Raw genomic sequence first — 23,946 nt, forward strand, 5'->3', positions numbered from 1 at the left:
TAACACTTTCCGGTCTGCGGGCGCTGAGGGGGATGCGGCCGGATTCGGGTGACGAAGGGAACGGAGCGAACGGGCGAGAACTGTCGCGGTGGTGTGGGTCTCGCCATGCGGCAATGGCGTACGCGTCGCTGCCCGAAAGCGTGCGGCTTTCTTTGATGTGTTGCTTCGGTGAAGGATCGGGGCGGTTCTTCGGAACCGTCAACTCGATTTGCTTTCACGCCCCTTGGGGAATGCAGAATGCCGGGCATGAATTCATGGACGGACAGCAGAAACCCCGATTTCCAGAACCCCGCGCAGGGACCGCCGCACAACGGGCATCCCGGCGTCCCGCCTCAGCAGGGAGGCGGCGGGTACGCCGACGTGCCGCCCCGGCGGCGGCGGGGCCGGACGGTGCTGCGGGTGCTGGTCGGCGTGGTTGTCGTTCTGCTGGTCGCCTCGGTCGCCACGTACTTCTGGGCCGACTCCAAGCTGCGCAAGGATGTCGACCTCAGCCAGGTGATCGACCGTCCCGAGGCGGGGGACGGCACCAACTATCTGATCGTCGGGTCCGACAGCCGCGAGGGCATGTCGGACCAGCAGAAGAAGGACCTGCACACGGGCTCCGCCGACGGCAAGCGCACGGACTCGATGATGATCCTGCACGACGGCGCCTCCGGTCCGACGCTCATATCCCTGCCGCGCGACTCGAACGTGACCATCCCGAAGTTCCGCGGATCGGAGTCCGGGGACGTCAAGGGGCCCCTGGGCGACAACAAGCTCAACGCCGCGTACGCCATCGACGGCCCGCAGCTGCTCGTCCGCACCGTCGAGTCCAACACCGGTCTGCACATCGACCACTACGCCGAGATCGGGTTCTCCGGCTTCGCGGACATCGTGGACGCCATCGGCGGCGTCGACATGACCCTCGACAAGGGGTTCAAGGACAAGCAGGCGGGTGCCGACTTCGAGGCGGGCCAGCAGACCATGAACGGGCAGCAGGCGCTCGCGTTCGTCCGCAGCCGGCACGCGTTCGCCGCCAGCGACCTGGACCGGACGAAGAACCAGCAGAAGTTCCTGTCCGCCCTGGCCAGTCAGACCGCGACGCCCAGCACGCTGCTGAACCCCTTCACGCTCTACCCCACCATGGGGGCCGGGCTGGACACCCTGATCGTCGACAAGGACATGAACCCGTACCTGCTGGCCAAGATGTTCTTCGCGATGAAGGACGTCACCGGCACCGGCAGCGGCGGCAAGTCGATGAACATGCCGACCTCGGGCAGCGTCGGCGGCAACCTCCAGTGGGACCAGGGCAAGCTCAAGCAGCTCGTGGAGCAGCTCAACAACGACGAGCCGGTCACCGTCTCCGACACGCCGTGAGCACGGCCTGACGCGTCGAGGGGGTCACCGGACGGCCATCGCGGCCCGGTGACCCCCTCGTCTCTGCGTGCGCCGCGCCTAGGCGGCCTTGGGCACCGGCCCGATGGAGCGGCCCGCCCAGTCGGGTGCCTTCTCGACCAGGGAGGTGAGCCGCTCGCGGATCTCCTCGGGGAACGGTGCCGTGCCGCCCGCCTTCTGGTCGATGTGGAGGGCGAGCAGTTCGGTGGTGGCCACGGGCTCGCCGCCCTCCGGCTCGCCCACGTACATCTCGTGGGAGAACCGCACCTTCTTCTCGTCCACGCCCAGCACCCGGGTGCGGATGGCCAGCTCGGCGCCCTCCTGGACTTCGTGGAGATAGCGGATGTGCGTCTCGACGGTGTAGAGGGAGCAGCCGGTCTTCACCCGGTATCCGGAATCGAGACCGGTCTCGACCATCATCTCGTCCGTGCTGTGTCCGAAGACGAGGACGTAGAACGCCTCGCTCATATGACCGTTGTAATCGATCCATTCCGGTCGCACGGTCTGGTGGTAGTGGGGGAGCTGGTCGCTCACTTGTCGCCTCCCTCGTTGCGCTGCTCGGGCAACCGGCCGGTCGCCCGCAGGACGTTGATCACGCCCTGGTCCCTTTCCGCGACGAGCTGGGCGATACTCCGCCCGGCCGCCGCCTCGTCACATCCGTCGACCATGGCCGTACGCAACGAGTCGTCCAGCTCAGGGGCTTCGAGACGCGTCCATGGCGATTTCAGTGACGGTCCGAAGTGATCGAGCATATGCCCCATGCCGCCTTCGCCTCCCGCGAGGGCGAACGTGAGGCACGGTCCCATGAAGGCCCAGCGCAGACCGGGTCCTTCGGTGATGGAGTCGTCGATGTCCTTCACCGTGGCTTCACCGTTCGCGACCATGTGCAGGGCCTCGCGCCACAGGGCTTCCTGGAGGCGGTTGGCGATGAAGCCGGGCAGCTCGCGGTCCATGGTGATGACGGATTTCCCCGCCGCCTTGTAGAAGGCGGAGGCCCATTCCACGGCGGCCGGGTCGGTTTTCTCGCCGCCGGCGACCTCGACCAGGGGGATCAGGTACGGCGGGTTGAACGGGTGGCCGACGAGGAGGCGGCCGGGGTCGGTGGCCTCGGTCTGCATGTCGGTCATCGGATAGCCGGAGGTGGAGGACGCGATGACGGCGCCCGCCGGGGCCGCCGCGTCCAGCTGGGCCAGCAGGCTCCGCTTCAGCTCCAGCTTCTCGGGGGCGCTCTCCTGGACGAACTCCGCCTCGGCGACGGCCTCTTCGAGGGTCGCGGTCAGGGTGAGACGGTCCGGTGAGGCGCCCTCGGCGAGGCCGAGCTGCTCCAGCGCGGGCCAGGCGGCGTCGACGAGGCGGCGCAGCTTGGTCTCCGCGTCCGGCGCCGGGTCCCAGGCGGTGACGTCGTAGCCGCGGGCGAGGAAGTGGGCGACCCAGCCGCCGCCGATGACGCCCGCGCCGATACAGGCGACGCGGCGGACACGGTCGGGTGCGCACAGGGGTGAGGGCATGGGGGTCCTAAGGAGTCGCGAGGGGAGGGAGGAGGAGAGGCGTTACGCGCGGGGCTTGAGGCCGAGGCGCTGCCGGGCCTCGTCCGGCGTGGCGACGGTGGCGCCCAGCAGCTCGGTGATCTGGACGGCGCGTTCGACGAGCTGGCCGTTGGTGGCCTTGACGCCCCGGCTGAGGTAGAGGTTGTCCTCCAGGCCGACGCGTACGTTGCCGCCGAGCAGGATGGACTGGGCGACCCACGGCATCTGCATGCGTCCCAGCGCGAAGCTGGCCCACTGCGCGCCCTCGGGCAGGATGTCGACCATGGCCTTGAGGACGCCCGGCTCGGCGGGGGCGCCCCACGGGATGCCCATGCACAGCTGGAAGACGGTCGGGTCGTCGAGCAGCCCCTCGGCCAGCAGCTGTTTGGCGAACCACAGCTGCCCGGTGTCGAAGATCTCCAGCTCGGGGCGGACGCCCAGGTCCTGGACGCGCTTGGCGCCGGTGCGCAGCATGTCGGGGGTGGAGACGTAGAGGTTGCTGCCGTCGCCGAAGTTGAGCGAGCCGCAGTCCAGGGTGCAGATGTCGGGCAGCAGGTCCTCGACGTGCGGGAGCCGGTCCAGGCCGCTCACCAGGTCGGTGCCGGGGAGCTGGGTGAGCGGTGCCTCGGGGTCGATGACGAGGTCGCCGCCCATGCCCGCGGTGAGGTTGATGACGACGTCGGTGCCGGTCTCCTTCACCCGCTCCACGACCTCGCGGTAGAGCCGCGGATCGCGGGAGGGGGCGCCGGTCTCGGGGTCGCGTACGTGGATGTGGACCACGGCCGCCCCGGCCTCCGCGGCCTCGACGGCGGAGTGGGCTATCTGCTCGGGGGTGACGGGGACGTGGGGGCTGCGGCCCACGGTGTCACCGGCCCCGGTGAGGGCGCAGGTGATGATGACGCTGTCGTTCATGGGCATGGCGTTTCTCCGTCTTCTGCGACTGCCCCGTAGCTACGGGAACGGGGATGAACGGGTTTCGTCGGGACGGTGAGGGGGCTGTGCGGACAGCTCCGTGTCGACGTGGGCGAGGCAGACGGCGCGCATGAGCTCCGCGCTCGTACCGCCCTCGCCGGGCGCGGTGGCCACCACCTGGGTGGCGAACCCGTCGATCAGCGCGGTCAGGCGCAGCGCGCCGAACTCCGGGTCGACGTCGCGGAAGACGCCCTGGGCGATGCCGCGGCGGATCACCTCGGCGATCGTCCGCCGCCACTCCCGGTAGAACTCGGCGTGCAGCCGCCCGATGGCGGTCGAGCGGGCGGCCTCGGCCCACAGGTCCATCCACACCAGCCACTGGTCGCGCTGCTGGATGCTGTCCGGGACCTGGAGGTCGATGAGCTGGCGCAGCTCCTCCAGGGGGTCGTCGGCCTCGGCGAGGCGGGTGGCGCGGCGGACGGTGTCCTCGTCCATGCACCAGCGCACGGCGGCTTCCAGTAATTCGGCGCGGCCGGGGAAGTGGTAGTGGATGGCGGCGGTGCTGGTGTCGCAGGCGGCGGCGATGTCGGCGACGCGTACGGAGTGGAAGCCGTGCTCGGCGATGAGCCGCACCGTCTCCCGCATGATCTGGAGAGGCCGCCCGCCCTCGGGGGGCGAGGGACGGGCGGCCGGTTCAGGGGCGTCGGCGGCGGGTTCGCCGGGGCCGGTGGTGCCGAGCAGCCACCCGGCGTCGACCCGGCCCGCGTCGGCGATACGGGCCAGTTCGGCGACGGTGAAACGGCGGGTGCCGCCGAGCGAGCGGGACAGTTTGGAGGGGTCCATCACCACACGCCGCGCGAATTCCCGCTGGCTGCAGCCCGCTTCGTCGATCACCTGACGGACACGCGCCGCGACGTCGAACTTTTGCCGCATGGCCGACACCGTACGGAGGTGTTGAGATAAGCGCAACGGATGCGGGTGTGGCTTGCCCTCATATCGGCTGTTACGTACCGAGATCTCATCCGGGTGATGCGCTGTGAACTGACTCGGTGATCAGTCGGTCACTCAGCCGAAGTGTGCGATCGCGGTCATCGTGGGCCGCAGATTCCGTACGCCGGGCAGCCGCCGCAGCACCGGCACCAGCGCCCCGTGGTACAGCCCCCGGCCGCGCGGCGGCGGCAGCTCCCGCACCTCGCGGACGCGCGGATGGGCGGTACGGACCTGGGCCAGCTCACCCGCGTCCATCCCCCAGGGCATGGGCGGTGGCCGGTAGCCCCGCGCGGTGCGCATCTCGCCGCGCATGGTGCGCGCGCTGAACCAGCGGGGCACCGCGTCGAAGACCAGCGCCCCGCCCGGGAACCCTTCCGCGCATCCGGCGATCAGGTCCCGTACCTCGGTGGGCCGCAGATACATCAGCAGCCCCTGCGCGGTGATCAGCACCCCGCGGGAGGTGTCGACCTCCTCTCGCCACGACAGGTCGAGCGCCGACCGGGCGAGGGTGCGCCGCCGCTCGCCGTCGGGCAGCAGGGAGCGCCGCACCGCGGCGGTCTCCGGCAGCTCGACGCACAGCCAGCGGGCCCGCCCGTTGTCCACCCGCCAGTACTGGGTCTCCAGCCCCTCGGCGAGCGCGACGACGGTGCCGTCCGGGTGGGCGGCGAGGAAGTCCCGCACGGCGTCGTCGAAGGTCCGCACGCGCAGCGCCTGCCCCTGCGCGAGCAGCGGGCTGGGCGGGCCGAAGGTCTCCTCGAAGGGGTAGTCGACGCGGTCGACCAGCTCGACGGCCTTGGGGTCAGCCAGCACCGGCCGCGGGCCGCGCGCCTCGTACGCGCGCATGTACAGGTTCCACAGCAGGGTCTCGGGGACCCCGCTCAGCTCGATGCCCGATACGTTCCCGTCCGCCATGACGCCCATTGAACACCCGAAAGTCAACAGCACGGGTCCGACAACGGTCCGGGCTATGCTCGCCCGCATCGTCCCCGAGCGTTCGGCCGGGGCCGGGGGGAGAGAACAGGGGAGACCGAGTGAGATCCGCCGAAGAAGGACGGCTGATCGCTGAACGCTATCTGCTGCTGGACCGGCTCGGCCGGGGCGGGATGGGCACGGTCTGGCGTGCCCGGGACCGGGTGCTGGAGCGCGAGGTCGCCGTCAAGGAGTTGCATGTCACCAGCGATGGCGACGAGCACCACAGACGGCTGCGCCGGGCGGTGCGGGAGGCCCGTACCGTCGCCCGGGTGCACCACCCCCATGTGGTCGGCGTCCATGATCTGATCGAGTACGACGACCGGTTGTGGATCACGATGGAGCTGGTCGACGGCCCCTCCCTCGACCGCCACCTCGCGGCCGCCGGGCCGCTGTCGCCGCACCACACCGCCGCCCTCGGCCTCCAGCTCCTGAGCGCCCTGGAGGCCGTGCACGCCGTCGGGGCGCTGCACCGCGACATCAAGCCCGCCAATGTGCTGCTGCGCGGGGACGGCAGTGCCGTCCTCACCGACTTCGGCATCGCCGCCCTGGAGGGCGACGACTCGCTGACCACGGCCGGTGAACTCCTCGGCTCCATCGGCTACATGGCGCCCGAGCGGCTGACCGCCGACGAGATCGGCCCGCCGTCCGACCTGTGGGCGCTGGGCGCGACCCTGTCCGCCGTCGCCTCCGGGGTGGCGCCGTTCCACCGCACCACCCAGGCCGCCGCGCTGCACGCCGTCACCTTCGCGGACCCGAACATCCCGGACCGGGTCGGCCCGCTGCGGCCCGTCGTCGAGGCCCTGCTGCACAAGTCGCCGGACCAGCGCCCCTCGGCGGCCGCTGTGCGCGACGCCCTGCGGCACGTCGCGGACGGTGCCACCGTCCCGGCCCCCGGCTCCCTGACGCCCGCCGCGAGCGCGTCCTCGGGCGGTGGCGCTTCCTCGGGCGGTGCGGAGACCCACGCCGCCGCGACGATGACGGGCATACGCACCCCGGGCGCCGAGCCGACCCTCGTCGTCCCGCCGTCGGCGGTCGGCGCGGAGCCGACCGTTGTGGACCGCATGGCCGCCCCGCCGCCCCGGCGCCGCCCGGTGCGGTGGTGGTGGCCGGTGGCGGCCGGGGTCGCGTCCGCCCTGGTCACCGGCGTCTTCCTGCTCCTGACGGACGCGCCCCCGTTCGCCGGGGACGACGCACCGGAGGCCGCCCCGACTGCCCCGGCCGATCCCGTCACCATGACCACGAAGGTGGACGTCCAGTCGGCCGAGGGCTGGCAGCGCGCGACGCGGACCCCGCTCCGTCAGGGCGACCGGGTGACGGTGCGCTACTCCACCGGCACCTGGACGGTGGACTCCACCGCCCTGCCGGGGGCCGGGCCCTCCGGCCACAGCGCCGCCGACGACGCGTCACGGCGCTTCGCCTGGGACTGCAAGGTCGACTCCACGGCCCGCTTCGGCGCCCTCCTGGGCCGCTTCTCCGGGAACCCCAGGAGCCTGCCGAGCCATCGCGTCGGGCACGAGTGGACGTTCCGGGCCGCCCGCGCGGGCACCCTGGACCTGCGCATCAACGACGGCGACACCTGCCTGGACGACAACAAGGGCGCCCTGACGGTGAGCGTGCGGGTCACCCGCTGAGCTCACCCGCTGAGGGCCATGTCTCAGCGGTGCCAGAGCAGTTCGCAGACCCGGGCCAGGCCGCGGGTGAGGTGACGGCGGTACGTACTGAACGGCACGCCCAGCCGTTCCGCCGCGGCCTCCTGGGTCGGGGCGCCCTCGAAGAACGTCATCGCGACCGCCTGGTGGAGCTTTTCGCCCAGCCGGTCCGCGCGCAGTTTCCCGGCCGCCTCGGCCAGGGCGTCCCGCAGCGCCTCCACCGGGTCGGCCGCGTCGGCGGGCACCAGCCCGGTGCGCAGAAGGGGGCTGGTCGCCAGCGCGTCGGGCCGGTGCCAGGAGCGCAGCGCGCTCCGCACCGCCGCGTCGAACTCCGCCCGGGGCAGCGCCTCCCGGGCGGGGGCCGGGGCGGCGCGTGCGGCGGCGGGCACGGGCGCGTCCCCGTGGCCGGGGTCCAGCTGCATCGTCTGCTGGAGGAAGACATCGGGCGGCACCCTCCGCCGGTCGTGGCCGAAGAGCGCGTAGACCCGGTCGCCGACCCGGACCAGGGGCGGGTCCTCCCAGCGGGCGATGTACTCGGAGCGCCGGTACGTCTCGAAGTCGTGCATCACCACGATCGCCCAGGCCAGGCTGTCATCGGTGAGGATCTCGGCCATGATCCGAGCGCTCATGAGGTCCCCGGCGGGGGAGGGGTTGGGGTCCACGCGCACCATGAACCGGGCGATTCCCAGGTGTTCCCCGGGCGCCGGCGGGTCCGTCCGGCGCACATGTGCCCAGGCCGCCGCGACGACGGGATCGGCGCCCAGGTCCGCCGTCCGGGCCTCGGAGAGCCGCAGCCAGGACATGAAGCCGACCGCCTCGTCCGTGACCGAGCGCCGGTAGACGTGGAAGGACTCGGGCTGCCGGTCGAGCCAGTGGTGGACGATGGCCACGTCCTCCTCGGGGCCGTCCTTGGCGGCCAGTTCGAGCACCGCGGCGCGGTCGCCGGGGCGCAGGGTGTCCTCGTACACCTCATGCGGCCGGGGGGCGCCGAACCAGTTGCTGCCGAACCCGTCGCGCTGGAGGTAGAGCACGGCGGCCGACAGACCGCGCAGGGCCGAAGCGGAACCGGAAACGGAACCGCCGCGGGCCTGCCGCACCTGTGCGACGAGATGGCCGAGGATGCGGCCGTGCATGTCCCGGTAGCGCCGCGGGTCACGCCAGCGTAGATCGGCGTCCAGGGTCTCGCGCACCACATCGTGCGGAAAGATCCCGCACGGGCCCGTCTCGATGAACGGCAGTCCGCGCAGCCAGCCGAACAGTTCCGCCGCGTCGGCCCCGGGAGCTTCGGGCGCCCCGGGTGTCCCGGGCAGGGCCGCCCGCAGCAACTCCTCGGTGGTCATGTGCGCATGGGCGCATATCTCCAGCGCGTGCCGGTGGATCGCCGACGGCACCTCGCCGACCAGCCGGGACACCAGCGTGCCGATCACGTCCTGGGCCGGTGTCCAGGCGCCGCCGCCGATCCCGCTGTCCGTCCCGCTGTCGGTCCCGTCGATCCCGTCGTCCCCGTCGTCGTGGCCGCGTGCCACCTCGGCGGCCAGCGACAGGGCCAGGGGGTTGCCGCCCGCGAAGGCGAGGACACCGGACTGCCGCTCCGGCGGCACGCCGCGCGCCGCGAGCAGGGCGACCGCCTCGCCGCGTGGCAGCTCCGGCAGGCTGACGACCCGCAGGATTCCGGCCCAGCCGGGGTCGGTCCGCCAGCGGTCCGAGGGCGGCTGCCGTCCGGCGAGGACCACCAGCGACCCCAGCGGCAGCCGGGGGAGGAAGCGGTCCCGTAACCAGCCTTCGAGCGACCGGTATTCCTCGAACGTGTCGACCAGCAGCACCGGCCGCTCGGTGGCGAACACCCCGGCCGCGTCCGCCTCGAACGCCGCCGGGCTGCACTCACCGCCGCGCCCGTCCAGCTCGACCACTGTCAGCCCGGCAGCGTGCCCCTCGTCGGCGAACCGCCGCAGCAGCGACGACTTGCCGATGCCGCCGGGGCCGGTGAGGAAAAGCACAGTGAAGGTGTCCGCCGCGCCGTCCAGCGCCGAGCGGAAACGGGCCAGTTCGCGGTCGCGCCCGACGAAGGCGCGCTGTCGTGCCGCGCGTAAGTGCTCACCCAGGCTCCCGGGTGAGTGGCTGTCACGGTGAGTCATGGCGCTCCCTTGCCGACCTGCTCCTGCGCTCACAAGCGCTTGCTGAGGGAGGAGGGTAGCGGCGGTCCCCGGGTTGCCGCCCCGGGTGTCCACCCGGCGTTGAGCATCAAGTGAGCAATAAAGCGGGCATTTTTCAGAGCACTTTTCTGGACACTTTTCGGGGCGTGTCAGGGACGGGGACGGCCAATATCGAGGTGGTAGAAAGGATTCCGCCTGTGTGGCTGTTATCGGGGGCTGACGTACCATCACGGCGGCAGGGGAGGAAAATTGCGCGGAACTCTACATTCTGTGATCGCGAAACCCGAGAAAAAGATTCCGGTCGTGGTCCACGCGCCCGATCCGATCTCACGGGAAGGAACGATCAGCCAGCTGCGGCAGCACCCGGAAGTCGACCTCGTCGACGAGGCGGCCGCGGGCGGCGAGGGCGTGGCCGTGCTGCTCGCCGAATCCCCCGACCAGGCCCTCCTCTCCCAGCTGCGCAGGATCGTCCGCAGCGAGGGGCTGCACCCCGTCCTGGTGGTGAGCCTGATCCGCGAGGCGGAGCTGCTGGACGTCATCGAATGCGGCGTCGGCGCCATCGTCTGGCGGCACGAGGCCACCGGCGGCCGGCTGCTGCGGGCCGTGACCGCGGCCTTCCACGGCGACGGGGACCTGCCCTCCGACCTGCTCGGGCGGCTGATCAGCCAGGTCGGCAGCTTACGGCCGGGCACCTCCGCCCACCCCGCGGTCCAGCCCTCCGGCCTCACCCCGCGCGAGATCGACGTCCTGCGGCTGGTCGCGGAGGGAATGGGCACTGGGGAAATCGCTAGTAAGCTGTCCTATTCGGAACGGACCGTCAAGAACATCATGCAAGGTCTGACCACCCGGCTGGATCTGCGCAATCGCGCACACGCCGTGGCCTATGCTCTGCGCGAGGGGTACATCTCGTGATTCATGAAGTCGACGCGCTGCTGCGGTCGCTGCTGCAGGGCGGCGCACTCGCCGGAAGTGATATCGAGATCGCCTTCGACGCCCCGACCAAGGAATGGTCGGCCCGCCGCAACGCCCCCGTCCTGGACTGCTATCTGTACGACATCCGGGAGGACGTCAAACGGCGCGAACGCGGCGCCGCCGTCGTCCGCGACGGGCAGGGGATCGTGGTGCGCCGCCGCCGTCCGCCACGCTGGTTCCGGCTGTCGTACCTGCTCACGGCGTGGACCAAGCGGCCCGAGGACGAACACCGGCTGCTGTCCGCCGCGCTGGCCACCCTGATGCACCAGGAACTGCTGCCACCGCGCAGCCTTCCGGAACCGCTCGCGGAACTTGGCCTGAGTGTGCCGCTCACGGTCGCCGGGGTGCAGACCGAGGCCCGCTCCCTGGCCGAGATCTGGTCCGCGCTCGGCGGCACGCTCAAGCCGTCGATCGATCTCGTGGTCACCGTGCCGTTCCCGGCCTACCCCGACTACGACGCGGGGCCGCCCGTCACCGAGGGCACGCTGGTGCGTACCCGCGAGATCGACGGACCCGAGGACGGCGAGCGGATGACCCAGCCACGCCACCTCAACGCGACGACCACGGGAGCACGCACCCGGTGACCGGCATCGCCACCCCCTCTCACCACGCCCCGCCCGACACCCCGTCCGACGCCCTGCCCGGGGAACCGTCCGGGGAACCGGCGGGCGCGCTGCTCACCCGGCTCGCCCGGCTGCGGGAGCGGATCGCCGACCTGGTGGAGCGGCGCAGCGCGGGCGACCCCACCGCGACCGACCCGCTGCGCGGGCTCTACCTGTCCGACGACGCCGTACGCCGCCATCTGCTGCGCTCCGCCGACGAGCCGGAGAACGGCCCCGCGTCGGGGCCCGTCGACGGCTCCGGCGACGAGCCGCCGGGGGACGGCGACCGGCTGCACCGGCTCGCCCTCCACCAGGGCCTGACCGAGCTGGACACCGCGGCCCTGCTCATCGCCCTCGCCCCCGACCTCGACCGCGGCTTCGAGCCGCTGTACGGGTACCTCAACGACGACGTCAGCCGTCGGCGGGCCACCGTCGGGCTGGTGCTCGACGTGTGCGGGCTGCCCGCGGCCCATCCCGGGGCCCGGGCCCGCTTCCACCCCACGGCGCCGCTGGCCGAACTCGGTCTGCTGGTCGTCGAGGAGCCCGAACGGCCCTTCCTCGGACGCTCGTTGCGCGTCCCGGACCGGCTGATCGCCCATCTGCTGGGCGATGAGACCCCGGACCCCGCGCTCGACGGACACCTCCGCCCCCTTCCGTCCCCATCCGACGGCGATGGCGGTGGCGACGGCGGGCCGCTGGCCCGGCGGCTCGCCGAGCACCTCGGCGCCGCACCGCTCACCGTCTATCTGCGCGAACAGCGCGAGGGCGACGGGCTGTCGTGCGCGGCCACCGCGCTGCTGACCGCCGGATACGGCGCGCTGCACTACGCCCCGGCCCGCGCGGGGCACGCGGACGGACCCGCTCCGGGCGCCGAGGCCGGGCCGGACGACCACGCCGCCGAGCGGTATCGCACCGCCCCGCGGGGCCCGGTGCGGGAGCTGCTGCGCGAGGCGCGGCTGCGCGGCTGCGGGATCGTCGTCTCCGAACTGCCCGACCGGCCGGGCCCGCTGATCCGCGCGCTGTCGGTGCGCGACGTACCGGTGCTGTTCACCGGGGCGCGGCCCTACGACCCGCAGTGGTGCGAGCGCGATCCGCTGCTGCTGGAGGTGGACCGGCTGCCCTCGGGCGGGGTGGACGCCTGGGCGGCCGCGCTCGGCCTCGACGCGGCGGACGACCCCGGGTTCGACCTGGCGGCGACGGTCGCCCCGTACCGGTTCGGCGGTGAGCGCATCCGCCGGTCCGCGCGGTCCGCGCGGACGCTGGCCGCCTTCGAGGGCGCCCCGCTGACCCCCGACCACCTGCGACTCGCGGCCCGTCAGCACTCCGCGTCCGGGCTGGAGAACCACGCCCGCCGCATCCGGCCCGAGGTCGGCTGGGACGATCTGGTGCTGCCCGGCGAACCGCTCGGCCAGCTGCGCGAGCTGTCCCTGCGCGCCCGCTTCCGCGAGCGGGTGCTCGGCGACTGGCGGCTGAGCGCGGGCGGCGGGCGGGGCCATGGCGTCCTGGCGCTGTTCGCCGGGGAGTCCGGCACCGGCAAGACGATGTCCGCCGAGGTGGTCGCCGCCGATCTGGGCCTGGATCTGTACGTCGTCCAGCTGTCCTCGGTCGTCGACAAGTACGTGGGCGAGACCGAGAAGAACCTGGAGCGCATCTTCACCGAGGCCGACCGCACCGACGCGGTCCTGCTCTTCGACGAGGCGGACGCGGTCTTCGGCAAGCGCTCCGAGGTGAACGACTCCCACGACCGCTACGCCAACCTGGAGAGCGCCTATCTCCTCCAGCGGCTGGAGGCGTTCGACGGCATCGCCCTGCTCACCACCAACCTGCGGGCGAACATCGACGACGCCTTCACCCGGCGGCTGGACACGGTGGTCGACTTCCCGTTCCCCGACGCCGGGCAGCGGCTCGCCCTGTGGCGGCACAGCCTGGCCCATGTGCCGTGCGAGGACGGCATCGACCCGGGCCGGTGCGCCCGCGACTTCGAGCTGGCGGGCGGCTCCATCCGCAGCGCCGTGGTGACCGCGGCGTACGCGGCGGCGGGCCGCGGCGAGCCGGTGACCGGCGCCGATCTGCTGGCCGGGGCGCGGCGGGAGTACCGGAAGGCGGGCCGCCTGGTGCTGGACGAGGTCAGCTGGTGAGCGGCCCGCGACTTCCTGGAGTTCCTAGGGCTGGGCGTCGGGCTTGACGATGAACCACGTCTGGTCGTCGTCGTCCGAGCAGTTGAAGAGGGTGAGACCGGTGCCGTCCGCCTTGTCCTCACCCTTGGAGGCGTAACCGGCGACGTCCAGGCAGAGGTTGCTGCTGGCGTAGTTGCGGATCCAGTGGAGCCCGTTGGTGTTCGGCCGCTTCTCCAGCCACCACAGCTGGTTGTCGTCCATCTTGCGGGTGCAGGGCCACTGCGATACCGGCGAGGTGGCGGGGGCCGCGCCCGACTCGGGCAGGTCCAGGCAGAGTCCGTCCCTGGTGTTGCGGATCTGGACGAGGTCGGCGTTGTTCGGACCGGCGCCCTTGGCGACCGTTTCGAGGTTCCACAACTGCCCCTCGTTGGCGCCGTCGCAGGGGAACTGGGCGGCTCTTCCACCCGCCTTGCCGTCCTTCTCCTTCGGGGTGACGCACTTCTGCGTGGTCCCGTTCCGCAGCAGAACGCGGGCGAGCGGGTCTTCCGGCTTCGGCTTGGGCTTCTCGTTCCCGCCTCCGCCTCCGCCGCCGCCCCCGGCGCCGTTCCCGTTTCCGTCCCCGTCCCCGCCGGGCTGCTGCGTCGGATCGTCGGCCGGTTTCGACGCGGGCGCGGAACTCGGGGCCGAGGGCTCCGGGGTCGGCACCGAGGAGGCTGCGGCCTCCTGGGTCCGGTCCTGGGCGCGGGTGCCCACCGGCGGCTTGTACGCGAACCAGATCATGACGAACGCGATGGTCAGCGCGACCAGCAGGCTGAAGAACACGCCCACCCAGCGCGGCATCAGCCCCGGCTGCTCATAGGTGCCCTGTACCGGGAGCGGTTCGGCGGCGGAGCGCTGCACGGAGAGCGTGAACGGCCGGGACTCCTTCGACCCGGCCCAGATGATCTGCCGCGGCTTCAGGGTGGTCTTGATGAACGCGGCCCGGCCGGGCTCGATCTGGACGTTCGCCGGGTGGATGTCGTACGAGATCTGGTCGCCGGTGTCGCTGCCGCTGATGGACGCGGTGAGCTTGACGTTGCCGAGGTTGTCCACGGCGAGCTTGGGGCGCCCCCGGAACCGGCCCTTCACCGTCTGCGGTACGAGTTCGGCCCGTACCTCGCTGAACGGGGTGACGGTGACGTTGCCCTCGGGGACGGTGGTGGCCTCCGGGTGTTCGGTCGGGATGATCTGCACCCCGTACGCGTTCGGCCCGGCCGTCGCGTCCGGCGTGCGCGGCGGGGCGAACGTCAGTTCCACCGTGCCGGTCGTCCCCGGATACAGCCGGAGCGTCTGCGGCTCCACCGTCGTCCACGGGGAAAGGGTGCCGACCGGTACGAAGCGGTACTCGTCGACGACGTCGCCCGTGTTGCGCAACCGCAGCCGCACGGTGGCCGAGCCGCCGGGGTCCACGGTGGTCGAGGCGGGTTCCAGAGAGGTCCAAAGGCTCACCTCACGACGCTATGGCGGGTGCCCGTCCGCTGTCCCAGGCGTCGGGGCAGCTTCCGTTGCCTCAAGGCACGTGGGGGTTGCCCTGCCGGGCTGCCACCGGTCACCGGGCGGCCCGGAATGCCCCCGTGGTCCGGGAAGGCTGCCCAAGCGCCTCTACCGCCACGCGTACGCCTCGCGTACGAGAGAGGGAGCGGACGTACCGGATCAAGGAGAGAGGTGGCGGCGCCGATGCGCGCGCAACGAAAGCCGGATCACGACCAGTCCTCCGCCCCGTCGAGGACCCTCGCCCGCCCCGCACCGGCCCGTGCCACGGCGCTGCCGGACGCGCACGCCGGGCCCGGCGGCGCCATGACGCCGGGGCGGGCCCTCGCCCTCCAGGGCTCGGTGGGCAACGCCGTGGCGAGCCGGATGATCGAGCGGGAGCGGCACGTCCACGGCGCGGGGTGCGGCCATGAGACGCCGGTTCAGCGGGCGGCCGTCCAGCAGGCGGCCGTCCAGCGAGCGGTCGTCCAGCGGGTGGGGGAGTCGAGCGCGAGCGGGGCCGTCGCCGAGCAGCCCGCCGAGCCCGCCCAGGATGCCCAGGAGGCCAAGGAGCCCAAGGGCAAGGAGGTGATCAAGCGGCTGAGCCGGTCGATCGAGGGTCACACCATCGAGAAGAAGCCGGTCGTGAGCCCTTGGGCGCCGGGCACGTGGTATCCGGAGCAGTGGATGCCGCAGGGCAAGACGCGCCTGAGGCGCACCCTGGACCGGCGGGTGCTCGCCGGTGAGGTGTTCGGCGCGCAGGACTTGGCGGACATCGAGGAGCTGACGACGGTCAACCCCGACTGGCTGAAGGACGTGGGCATCGGCACCACCTCCGAAGCCCAGGCGTACACCAGGAAGGGCGACTACAAGGACTGGCTGAAGCTCCCCGCGGGCAAGCGCGTCCTCACCGCGACCCTGGCCTACAACAACCATCTGAAGGGCGCGCCCATCCCGGACACCCCGGACTACACGCTCGCCCGCTTCTTCAACACCAAGGGCCGCAATCTCACGGAGGACCAGAAGCAGCCCCTGAAGGACGAGCGCGACCAGCAGATACGCGACACCGCCGTCCGCACGCTGCACCCGGCCGCGATTCCGCCCCAGAACATGCACGCCGACGCGGACAAGTCGCACGTCACCCAGCACCAGGAGAAGGCCGACAAGGCCCGCGATGTCTTCACCAACGTCCTTCTCGTTCTCCAGCACGGGCTGAAGATCTACGACAAGAAGCAGAAGAAGCACCTCGACTTCCGCGAGGGCGACGTCGTCCGGGCCCTCGCGCACGGCGGCCGGGTCAACATCCGCATCCCGGCCGTGAGCGAAGGGGAGCCGACCTCGTCCCTGACGGATTTCCTGGGCGTCACCGAGGGGGGCGGGCTCGCGGCGCACGTCGAACCGCGGGACTACGCCACGCACGGCAATGACATCGGGAAGAACAAGGGCGACAAGCGGGGCAAGTTCAAGGAGACGGGCGGGACCCTCGTCGCCGTCGGGAACAAGATCCTGCCGGGCGGTCCGGTCCTGGCGGGTCTGGACATCCCCGGTGGCGGCTTCGGTTCGAAGGACTGGAACGGCGATGTGGTGCTGCCGACCGGGTCGCACGGCCACATGCTCCTGGTCTTCACCGCGCCGACCAGGGAGAAGGACGGTGCCCTTCAGGTCGGCATCGAGACGACCGGCCCCGGCAAGCCCAGCACGGTCGGCTACAAGCACGACTTCCGGTCCACCGAGGCGACGGCCAACCCCGAGTCGGTTCTGCACGGCCACAAGCGGGACAAGTTCGACGAACGCTATGTGGATCTGAAGGAGCTGGGGAAGGCGCAGGGCGGCGGGGACTGGCGCGCGTTCCTGGACGACATCAAGCAGGGCTGGTACGCCGAGCTGAACAAGACCACGGACGGCTCCGACGAGCGGCAGGCGCTGTACCAGCAGCTCGTGGGGAGGCGGCAGAACTTCTACCCTCCGGCCAACTGAACCGACCCGGGCCGTACGGCGTGCCCCGGGAGCCGTCCGGGCCCGACAAGGCCCGGGCGGCGGTCCGTTCGCCTGCCGCCGCCCATACCTTCGGGCACGCGCTGTGCCCCCTAGCAGGCCCCGAGGGACCTATCCGGGCTGTCGCCGCCCGGTCAAGGGTGTGAAGGTCCTACGTACTTCCTCACCCTTACCCCCGAGGAGCACAGCGCATGCCGTCGTATTTGTCGCCGGGCGTCTACGTCGAGGAGGTCGCCAGCGGCTCCCGTCCGATCGAGGGGGTGGGCACCTCGGTGGCCGCCTTCGTCGGACTTGCTCCCACCGGGCCGCTGAACACTCCGACGCTGGTGACCAACTGGTCCCAGTACGTCGCCGCCTTCGGCGAGTTCACCGACGGGTACTACCTCGCGCACTCCGTCTACGGGTTCTTCAACAACGGCGGCTCCGCCGCGTACGTCGTACGGGTCGGCGGGACGAACGGCGAGGACGCAACGGCCGCCGGTGCCCCGGCCGCCGTGGCGGGTTCCGCCACCGCTCCGGCCGAACTGCCCGCGGGCGCGCCCGCCGAGCTGGGCACGTTCTCCGTCCGGGCCCTGACGCCCGGCGGCTCGCTCAGCGTCGAGGTGGCCGACCCGGAGGGGGAGGGCCCGGCCGAGCGGTTCAAGCTGATCGTCAAGGACGACGGCAGGGTCGCCGAGTCCTTCGACGTGACCGCGAAGAAGGGCAACCGCTCCTACGTCGTCACGCAGGTCAAGGAGCGCTCGAAGCTCATCACCGTCCAGGAGACGGCCCCCGCCGCGCAGCTCGCCCGGCCGGAGAACCAGACCGTCGCCCTGGTCCGCCCCGCCCCCTCCGCTCCCGTCCCCGCCGGTGCCCCGGCCGAGACGTCCGCCGCGCACCCCGGCCCCGCCGAGTACCTCGGCGACTCCGCGGACCGCACCGGCTTCGGCGGCCTGGAGGCGGTCGACGAGATCTCCATGGTCGCCGTCCCCGACCTGATGGCCGCCTACCAGCGCGGCGCGATCGACCTGGAGGCGGTCAAGGCCGTCCAGCTCGGGCTGATCGCGCACTGCGAGCTGATGGGCGACCGCGTCGCCGTCATCGACCCGCCGCCCGGCCTCAACGCCCGGGACATCCGGGTCTGGCGCCAGGACACCGCGGGCTACGACTCCAAGTACGCGGCCGTCTACTACCCCTGGATCAAGATCTTCGACCCGGCCTCCGGGCAGGGGCGCATGGTTCCGCCGAGCGGTCACGTCGCCGGTATCTGGGCGCGCAACGACTTCGAGCGCGGTGTGCACAAGGCCCCCGCCAACGAGGTCGTCCGCGGCGTCGTCGACCTGGAGAACCAGGTCACCCGCGGTGAGCAGGACCTGCTCAACCCGGTCGGCGTCAACTGCATCCGCGCCTTCCCCGGCCGCGGCATCCGCATCTGGGGCGCCCGCACCCTCTCCTCCGACCCGGCCTGGCGCTACATCAACATCCGCCGGTACTTCAACTACCTGGAGGAGTCGATCCTGATCGGCACCCAGTGGGTGGTCTTCGAGCCCAACGACCAGCAGCTGTGGGCCCGCATCCGGCGCAACGTGTCCGCGTTCCTGGTCAACGAGTGGCGCGCCGGCGCCCTGTTCGGCTCCAGCCCGGAGCAGGCCTTCTACGTCAAGTGTGACGAGGAGACCAACCCGGCGGAGTCGGTGGACCTGGGCCGGGTCGTGTGCGAGATCGGGATCGCGCCGGTCAAGCCCGCCGAGTTCGTGATCTTCCGGCTGGCCCAGTTCTCCAGCGGAAGCGGCGAGCTGGAGGAGTAGCGGTGACGCGGCCCGCGGGCCGCGGGCCCGCGCGCCGCGGTGTCGCCACTATCACTTCCGTTCATCAGTAGCAGAAGGACAGACAGCGGTTCATGAGTATCCAGCCCGGTGATTCCTTCACCTCACATAACTTCGGCATCCAGATCGACGGCGTCATGGTCGAGTACCTCCAGGAGGTCAGCGGCCTGAGCTTCGAGCAGGACGTCATCGAGTACCAGCAGGTCTCCGCGCAGGGCAAGCCCAAGGTCAGCAAGATGCCGGGCGTGCAGAAGGCGGGGCAGTGCACGGTCGTGCGCGGCATGACCCCGTCCCCGGCGTTCACGCAGTGGATTCAGCAGTCCATCAAGGGCCAGATGACGACGGCCCGCAAGAACGCCACGATCATGGTGATGGACTACGAGCTGAACCCGGTCAAGCGGTACAACCTGCGCAACGCCTGGTGCAGCAAGATCGACGCCAGCACCGTCAAGGCCGGTGAGGCCTCGGCGCTCACCGAGACCGTCACCATCACCTTCGAAGAACTGGACATCGAGTAATGCGCCGCACGGCCGTCCGCGCGCCGGTCGCGGAAGCCCCTCCTGAGGCGGCCGTCGCGGAAGCGGCCCCGGCCCCTTCTGCTTCCGCCTCCGCCGAACCGCAGCGGCTGCGCACCGAGTTCGAGTTCGAGCTGCCGCGCGGGTACGTCGACGAGTCCGGCACCGTGCACCGCACCGGCATCATGCGGCTGGCGACCGCGCGGGACGAACTCATCCCGCTGCGCGATGTGCGGGTGCAGGAGAACCCGGCCTACCTGTCGGTCGTGCTGCTCGGCCGGGTCATCACCCGGCTCGGCGGGCTGACCTCGGTGCACGACGGCGTGGTGGAGAACATGTTCGCCTCCGACCTCGCCTTCCTCCAGGACTTCTACCGGCAGGTCAACGCCGAGGGCCACACCCGGGCCGGGGTCACCTGCCCGCACTGTGAGCAGCCCTTCGAAGTGGAGCTCGGCGGGAGCCGCCTGGGGGAATCGTGACGTACGCGACCGACCGTCTCCACGAGGAGATCGCGTACATCGCCTACCACTTCCACTGGAGCCTGGAGAACATCCTGGACCTCGAACACGGCGACCGGCGGCGCTACGCGCAGGAAATCGCCTCTCTCGTCACCCGCGCCACGGAGGGGTAGATGGGACTGCTCGACAGACTCCGCGGAACGAAACGGTCCGGCGCGACGACGCCCGGCGGCGTGCCTGGTGCGACGCCCGCCGGGGCGCCCGGTGAGACGGCCGGGCGGGCGCCTGGGGAGGACGCCCGTCCGGCATCCGCGGAGGGGATGCCGGGCGGTCCGCCCCGGGCGGACGCCCCCGCGGACGGCCGTACAGACCGCCGGGCGGCGGCCGCGTGGGCCGGCCTGCCCCCGATCCAGCCCACGGCCGTCGCCCGGCCACCGCGCGGTGTCGCCGATCCCGGGTTCGGCGGTTCGCTGACCACGTGGCAGAACCCGTCCTTCGCCGGGACGCTGTCGCACGCTGTGCTCGACGGCGCGCCGGGCGGCTTGATCCGGGGCGCCCTCAGGGCGTCGGGCACCCCGTCCCCGGACCTCGGCGGGCCGTCGCTGACCCTGCCGATGGCCCGTCCGGAGCCGTCGGCGGAGGCCGCCGTCCCGCTGTCCAGCGGGTCGTCGGGCCCCCGGGTACGCCCGGTCCCCCCGAGCGCCACCCGCCCCACGACGCTGACCAAGGCCCCGGCGGTCCAGCGCCGCGCCCTCCCAACGGCCCGCCCGACGCCACCCGTTGCGACGCCGACGGCTGCACCGAGGGCTGCCTCGGCCCCCGCCCCGACGGCGTCGGCTTCGGCGGGAGCCGCCTCGGCGCCCGCTCAGGTTGCGGCGTCCAGTTCGGCTCCCGCCCCGGGACCGGCTGCGGCTCCAGCTTCAGGGACGGCGGGTCCGGCTCCTGCTTTGGGGGTATCTGCTCCCCAGGCCGCTTCGGCTGCCGTTCCGGGCCAGGGGGCTTCGGCGTCGGCTCAGCCCGCTCCGGGTGCGGCGCCCGTTTCGGCTCCCGCTCCGGGCTCGGCTGCTTCCGGTTCCGCTTCGGCGGCCTCGGCTCCGGGTTCGGCTGCTTCTGCCCCCGCTTCAGCAGTGTCGGCTCAGCAGCCTGTCGGGCGCCCGGTCCAGCGGCGCGAATCGGGGGTTCCTGGCCCGGCGACGAGCGGCGCGCCTGCGGCGGCGACGCCGTCCGCTGCGCGTCCCATCCAACGGCAGGCTGCTGCTCCGCCGTCTTCGGCTTCGGCGCCCGGTTCCGCTTCGGCGCCGTCGGCCCCGGCGCCTGTCGGGCCTGCGGTCCAGCGGCGCGAGTCGGGCGGGTCTGGCCCTGGAGGTGCGGGTCTGGGCGCGCCGACGACCGGTGCGCCTGCTGCGCGTTCCGTCCAGCGGCGGGCCGCTGCCGCTCCGCCGACTTCGGCGGTAGGCCCGGATTCGGCTGCTTCGGCGCCCGGTTCAGCAGCGTCGGCTCAGGCACCCGCCGGGCCCCCGGTCCAGCGGCGCGAGTCCGGCGGCCCTGGCCTTGGAGGTACAGCTCTGGGCGCGCCGACGCCGGGCACGCCTGCGGCGCCGCCGCCTGCTGTGCGTCCCGTACAGCGGCGGGCCGCTGCGTCGGCTTCGGCTTCAGCGGCGGCGTCCGCCCTTGCGGCGGGCCCGGCGTCGGCGGCTGCGCTGGGCAGGGATGCTCAGGCGCCCACCGCGCCCACCGGGCCCCCGGTTCAGCGGCGTGAATCCGGCGGCCCTGGCCCGGCGACGAGCGGCACGCCCGCTGCGCGTCCCGTCCAGCAGCGGGCCGCTGCCGCTCCGCCGACTTCGGCGGCGTCGGCTCCGGGTTCGCTTCCTTCTGCCTCTGCTTCAGCGGGGTCCGCTCAGCCGCCTGCCGGGTCTGCGGTCCAGCGGCGCGCTGCCCCCGGAGGTTCGGGGCTGGGCGCACCCACGACCCGCACGCCTGCGTCTGCCCCGACGTCTGATCCGGCGCCGGAGACGACGCGGGTCAGTGGGCCGGGCAGGGATGCTCAGGCGCCCCTCGCGCCTGAGGTTCAGCGGCGCGAGTCCGGTAGCCCTGCCCCGGCAACGAGCGGCACGCCTGCGACAGCGCTGCCCTCTGCACATCCCGTCCAGCGGCGAGCCGCTGCCGCTCCGCCGACTTCGGTTTCGGCGGCGTCTGCCCCTGCGGCAGGCCCGGATTCGGCTGCTTCGGTGCCCGGTTCAGCAGCGTCGGCTCAGGCGCCCGCCGGGCCCCCGGTCCAACGGCGCGAGTCCGGCGGCCCTGGCCTTGGAGGTACAGCTCTGGGCGCGCCGACGCCGGGCACGCCTGCGTCGACGCCGCCTGCTGCGCGTCCCGTCCAGCGGCGGGCCGGTGCTTCATCGGCTTCGGCTTCGGCTTCAGCGGCGGCGTCCGCCCCTGCGCCGGGCCCGGCTCCGGCTGCTCCGGCGGCGGCGCTGGGCAGAGATGCTCAGGCGCCCGCCGCGCCCGCCGCGCCCGCCGCGCCCGTCGCGCGTCCCGTCCAGCGGCGAGCCGCTGCTTCGTCCGCTTCGGCGGCGGAGACGGCGCAGGGCAGTGGGTCGCGCGCGAGTGCTCAGGCGCCTGCCGCGTCCGGCGGCCTTGGCCCTAGTGGTACGAGTCTGGGCACGCCTGCGGCGGCGCCGCCCGCTGGGCGTCCCGTCCAGCGGCGGGCCGCTGCCCCAGCGCCCGCCCCGCACACGGCCTCCAAGGCACCGCAGCCGCCCGCCACTTCCGCGCAGCGGCCGGTGTCCGGCGGTCCTGGCCCTGGAGATGCGGGTCCGGGTGTGCCGACGACGGGCGCGCCTGCGGCGGCGCCGCCCGCTGCGCGTCCCGTCCAGCGGCGGGCCGCTCAGGCTGCTCCGGCTCCTGCCCCGGCAACGTCCGGCTCCGCTCCGGCGCCCGCTGCACCCGTGGCTCCCAGGGCACCGCAGCCGCCCGCCACTTCCGCTCAGCGGCCTGCGTCCGGCGGCCCCGGCCCCGGAGGTACGGGGCTGGGTGCACCGACGACCGGTGCGCCCGGGGTGCGTCCCGTCCAGCGGCGGGCCGCACAGGTTGCTCCGGCGCCCGCCGCTCCCGCGCAGCGGCCTGCGTCCGGTGGTCCCGGCCCCGGAGGTACGGGGCTCGGCGCGCCGACGACCGGGCAGGCGCGCCCAGTCCCGGACGCCGCCGGTGCGCCGCCCACCGCCGTGCCCCGGCGGCGTCCGGGCCTGGGTGCGCCCCTGGCCTCGCCGCCCGCCCCGTCGGCACCGCCGGTCACGGATGCGACGCCGTCACCGCAGAGCCCCGTACAGCGCGCGGTCGCGCCCTCCGGCTCGGCCCTGCCGGTCGTACGGCCCCAGCAGGCCACGTCGCGCCCGCCCGTACGTCTGGAGACCGCGCCGGCCGTGCAGCGGGCGGCGGTCCCTGCCTCGCTTCCCCTGGCGTCGACGCGCGCCCTGACCTCCGCCGTGCCCACGACGACCCCGCCCGGTGTCGCCGCCGTCCAGCGCGGCGGTGTGCCGACGGCGGTGCCGCTGCGCCGCATCGGTACGGGCGGCGGCGCGACGACCGGGCCGGTGGCCCAGCGTTCGGCGGCGGCCCCGCCGGTGGAGCGCGCGACCGGTGGGACCGCCCCGGCGGATGCCGGAGGCGCGCCCTCGGCCGGGCTGATCGGCCGTGCGGCAGCGCGACCTCAGCCCATGACATCGGCTGGTCCGGCGCGGCACGCGGCCGCGTCGCCTGGCGGTGCGCGGCCGTCCGCGCCGGGGCGGGGGTTCGGCGACGGGCAACCCGGCGGCGCCGACCGGCCCGTGCGGCGCGCCGCCTCCTCGCCGTGGCCGGCCGAGGGCCGTACGCCCGTGGTCGGGCTGCGGGGGACCGGGGCGCCGCAACGGCGGGGCGCGGCGCAGCCGCCGCTCCCGTCCGTGCCGTCCGCGGCGGCGCCCCTGCCGGTGCAGCGGCAGGTCAGCGTCCCCGCGCCCGGCCCAGCGCAGCCCATGCAACCCCCGTACCCCGGAGCCCCGCTGCCGTCCGCGCCGGGCCCGTGGACGGGGATGCCCGCCCACGGCGTACGCCCGGTGCAACGGAGCGCCGCCGCCCCCGCAACGGCTCCGCCACCGCCACCGGCGGCCCCCGCCCCGACCATCCAGCGGGCCCCGGTCATCCGGAGGCCCGCCCCGTCCGGGAAGCGCACGAGCGCCCACCGCTTCGCGCACACCTACCGCCGCAGCCGGACCGCCGAGTTCGACGCGCGGGCGCTGACGGACGGGCAGTTCGACGAGCTGGTGCACCGGCTGATCGGCCCGCTGACCCGACTGCTGAGAACGGAGTTCCGCCTCGACCGCGAACGTATCGGCAAGCTGCGTGATCCACGCCGCTGACCA

At 73.0% G+C, this 23,946-nt stretch carries 18 protein-coding genes; 11 read left to right on the forward strand and 7 right to left on the reverse strand.

Annotation, left to right across the window (positions count from 1 at the left end; translation table 11 throughout):
- Positions 1–246: 246 nt before the first annotated feature.
- On the forward strand, positions 247–1,356 hold the full coding sequence (locus ABZ370_RS30635) for an LCP family protein (protein ID WP_358627024.1): 1,110 nt from the start codon (positions 247–249) through the stop codon (positions 1,354–1,356).
- Between the two features lie 78 nt (positions 1,357–1,434).
- On the opposite strand, the gene ABZ370_RS30640 is transcribed toward ABZ370_RS30635, so the two are convergent.
- The 5 genes from ABZ370_RS30640 to ABZ370_RS30660 form a co-directional block, all read right to left on the reverse strand.
- Positions 1,435–1,908 (reverse strand): thioesterase family protein, encoded by a 474-nt coding sequence (locus tag ABZ370_RS30640; protein ID WP_358627026.1) that lies wholly within the window; start codon positions 1,906–1,908, stop codon positions 1,435–1,437.
- Positions 1,905–2,882, reverse strand: a complete 978-nt coding sequence (locus ABZ370_RS30645) for a 3-hydroxyacyl-CoA dehydrogenase NAD-binding domain-containing protein (RefSeq protein ID WP_358627028.1) — start codon at positions 2,880–2,882, stop codon at positions 1,905–1,907. Before ABZ370_RS30645 ends, ABZ370_RS30640 begins: the two co-directional genes overlap by 4 nt.
- A gap of 42 nt (positions 2,883–2,924) precedes the next feature.
- Positions 2,925–3,818 (reverse strand): 3-keto-5-aminohexanoate cleavage protein, encoded by an 894-nt coding sequence (locus tag ABZ370_RS30650; protein WP_358627032.1) that lies wholly within the window; start codon positions 3,816–3,818, stop codon positions 2,925–2,927.
- A gap of 33 nt (positions 3,819–3,851) precedes the next feature.
- A complete protein-coding gene (locus tag ABZ370_RS30655) occupies positions 3,852–4,745 on the reverse strand; it encodes a TetR/AcrR family transcriptional regulator (RefSeq protein ID WP_358627035.1) in 894 nt (297 codons plus the stop codon).
- A gap of 132 nt (positions 4,746–4,877) precedes the next feature.
- Positions 4,878–5,723, reverse strand: a complete 846-nt coding sequence (locus tag ABZ370_RS30660; protein WP_358627038.1) for a class I SAM-dependent methyltransferase — start codon at positions 5,721–5,723, stop codon at positions 4,878–4,880.
- A gap of 110 nt (positions 5,724–5,833) precedes the next feature.
- Between ABZ370_RS30660 and ABZ370_RS30665 the strand changes: the two genes are divergently transcribed.
- Positions 5,834–7,405 carry a serine/threonine-protein kinase gene (locus ABZ370_RS30665; protein ID WP_358627040.1) on the forward strand — a complete coding sequence of 524 codons (1,572 nt, stop codon included), beginning with the start codon at positions 5,834–5,836 and terminating at the stop codon, positions 7,403–7,405.
- A 23-nt stretch (positions 7,406–7,428) separates the two neighbouring features.
- Here ABZ370_RS30665 and ABZ370_RS30670 read toward each other — a convergent pair whose 3' ends face one another.
- Positions 7,429–9,558, reverse strand: coding sequence for an AAA family ATPase (locus ABZ370_RS30670; protein ID WP_358627043.1), 2,130 nt, complete (start codon positions 9,556–9,558; stop codon positions 7,429–7,431).
- A gap of 288 nt (positions 9,559–9,846) precedes the next feature.
- Here ABZ370_RS30670 and ABZ370_RS30675 point away from each other — a divergent pair, with 288 nt between their 5' ends.
- The 3 genes from ABZ370_RS30675 to ABZ370_RS30685 are packed head-to-tail and all read left to right on the forward strand — an operon-like array spanning position 9,847 to position 13,288.
- Positions 9,847–10,488: a response regulator transcription factor gene (locus ABZ370_RS30675; protein WP_358627045.1), complete on the forward strand. Its 642-nt coding sequence runs from the start codon at positions 9,847–9,849 to the stop codon at positions 10,486–10,488.
- Positions 10,485–11,132 carry a DUF4255 domain-containing protein gene (locus ABZ370_RS30680; RefSeq protein ID WP_358627048.1) on the forward strand — a complete coding sequence of 216 codons (648 nt, stop codon included), beginning with the start codon at positions 10,485–10,487 and terminating at the stop codon, positions 11,130–11,132. Before ABZ370_RS30675 ends, ABZ370_RS30680 begins: the two co-directional genes overlap by 4 nt.
- Positions 11,133–11,185: 53 nt before the next feature.
- A complete protein-coding gene (locus ABZ370_RS30685; RefSeq protein WP_358627290.1) occupies positions 11,186–13,288 on the forward strand; it encodes an ATP-binding protein in 2,103 nt (700 codons plus the stop codon).
- Between the two features lie 24 nt (positions 13,289–13,312).
- Here the strand turns inward: ABZ370_RS30685 and ABZ370_RS30690 are convergent, their stop codons facing one another.
- Positions 13,313–14,755 (reverse strand): RICIN domain-containing protein, encoded by a 1,443-nt coding sequence (locus ABZ370_RS30690; protein WP_358627051.1) that lies wholly within the window; start codon positions 14,753–14,755, stop codon positions 13,313–13,315.
- Positions 14,756–14,983: 228 nt separating this feature from the next.
- Here ABZ370_RS30690 and ABZ370_RS30695 point away from each other — a divergent pair, with 228 nt between their 5' ends.
- The 6 genes from ABZ370_RS30695 to ABZ370_RS30720 all read left to right on the forward strand — a co-directional run bounded on the left by ABZ370_RS30695 (position 14,984) and on the right by ABZ370_RS30720 (position 23,943).
- Positions 14,984–16,753 carry a PE-PGRS family protein gene (locus ABZ370_RS30695; protein ID WP_358627054.1) on the forward strand — a complete coding sequence of 590 codons (1,770 nt, stop codon included), beginning with the start codon at positions 14,984–14,986 and terminating at the stop codon, positions 16,751–16,753.
- Positions 16,754–16,962: 209 nt separating this feature from the next.
- Positions 16,963–18,558, forward strand: a complete 1,596-nt coding sequence (locus ABZ370_RS30700) for a phage tail sheath subtilisin-like domain-containing protein (RefSeq protein ID WP_358627057.1) — start codon at positions 16,963–16,965, stop codon at positions 18,556–18,558.
- A 92-nt stretch (positions 18,559–18,650) separates the two neighbouring features.
- Positions 18,651–19,094 (forward strand): phage tail protein, encoded by a 444-nt coding sequence (locus tag ABZ370_RS30705; RefSeq protein WP_358627060.1) that lies wholly within the window; start codon positions 18,651–18,653, stop codon positions 19,092–19,094.
- Positions 19,094–19,570, forward strand: coding sequence for a hypothetical protein (locus tag ABZ370_RS30710; protein WP_358627063.1), 477 nt, complete (start codon positions 19,094–19,096; stop codon positions 19,568–19,570). The genes ABZ370_RS30705 and ABZ370_RS30710 overlap by 1 nt, the downstream gene beginning before the upstream one ends.
- The gene (locus tag ABZ370_RS30715) at positions 19,567–19,722 is read left to right on the forward strand and encodes a DUF6760 family protein (RefSeq protein WP_358627066.1); all 156 of its coding nucleotides are present in this window, start codon (positions 19,567–19,569) and stop codon (positions 19,720–19,722) included. Before ABZ370_RS30710 ends, ABZ370_RS30715 begins: the two co-directional genes overlap by 4 nt.
- A 2,883-nt stretch (positions 19,723–22,605) precedes the next feature.
- Positions 22,606–23,943 (forward strand): hypothetical protein, encoded by a 1,338-nt coding sequence (locus ABZ370_RS30720; protein WP_358627069.1) that lies wholly within the window; start codon positions 22,606–22,608, stop codon positions 23,941–23,943.
- The last annotated feature ends 3 nt before the right edge of the window (positions 23,944–23,946 follow it).

This window comes from Streptomyces sp. NPDC005962, assembly GCF_040629205.1.
Classification (GTDB): domain Bacteria; phylum Actinomycetota; class Actinomycetes; order Streptomycetales; family Streptomycetaceae; genus Streptomyces.

What these genes read in the sequence shown, in the direction of transcription:
- ABZ370_RS30635 (WP_358627024.1), top strand. Translation starts at nt 247, where the DNA reads ATGAATTCATGGACGGACAGCAGAAACCCCGATTTCCAGAACCCCGCG.
- ABZ370_RS30695 (WP_358627054.1), top strand. Translation starts at nt 14,984, where the DNA reads ATGCGCGCGCAACGAAAGCCGGATCACGACCAGTCCTCCGCCCCGTCG.
- ABZ370_RS30700 (WP_358627057.1), top strand. Translation starts at nt 16,963, where the DNA reads ATGCCGTCGTATTTGTCGCCGGGCGTCTACGTCGAGGAGGTCGCCAGC.
- ABZ370_RS30660 (WP_358627038.1), bottom strand. Translation starts at nt 5,723, where the DNA reads ATGGGCGTCATGGCGGACGGGAACGTATCGGGCATCGAGCTGAGCGGG.
- ABZ370_RS30710 (WP_358627063.1), top strand. Translation starts at nt 19,094, where the DNA reads ATGCGCCGCACGGCCGTCCGCGCGCCGGTCGCGGAAGCCCCTCCTGAG.
- ABZ370_RS30670 (WP_358627043.1), bottom strand. Translation starts at nt 9,558, where the DNA reads ATGACTCACCGTGACAGCCACTCACCCGGGAGCCTGGGTGAGCACTTA.
- ABZ370_RS30645 (WP_358627028.1), bottom strand. Translation starts at nt 2,882, where the DNA reads ATGCCCTCACCCCTGTGCGCACCCGACCGTGTCCGCCGCGTCGCCTGT.
- ABZ370_RS30655 (WP_358627035.1), bottom strand. Translation starts at nt 4,745, where the DNA reads ATGCGGCAAAAGTTCGACGTCGCGGCGCGTGTCCGTCAGGTGATCGAC.
- ABZ370_RS30650 (WP_358627032.1), bottom strand. Translation starts at nt 3,818, where the DNA reads ATGCCCATGAACGACAGCGTCATCATCACCTGCGCCCTCACCGGGGCC.
- ABZ370_RS30705 (WP_358627060.1), top strand. Translation starts at nt 18,651, where the DNA reads ATGAGTATCCAGCCCGGTGATTCCTTCACCTCACATAACTTCGGCATC.